At 53.6% G+C, this 248-nt stretch carries 1 rRNA gene; it reads right to left on the bottom strand.

The features are described 5' to 3' along the window. A 5S ribosomal RNA gene (rrf, locus tag AC25ND_RS26435) occupies positions 1-90 on the bottom strand; the annotation flags it as partial. Between the last annotated feature and the right edge of the window lie 158 nt (positions 91-248).

Below are 248 nucleotides of genomic sequence, written 5' to 3'. Positions count from 1 at the left end.
GGGAAGCCCCACACTACCATCGGCGATGCATCGTTTCACTGCTGAGTTCGGGATGGGATCAGGTGGTTCCAATGCTCTATGGTCGTCAAGAAATTCTGTGTGCCGGTCCGTCCGAGGGACGTGCCAGCGAATCTCTGTACTCTCTACTTAAAGACAAAACCCCTACCTGCTCGCGCAGATAGGGGTTTTGCGAAATGAATCTTGACGATGACCTACTCTCACATGGGGAAGCCCCACACTACCATCGG

Source organism: Pseudomonas sp. P110(2024) (genome assembly GCF_057480795.1).
This window is presented reverse-complemented; position numbering and strand designations above follow the sequence as displayed.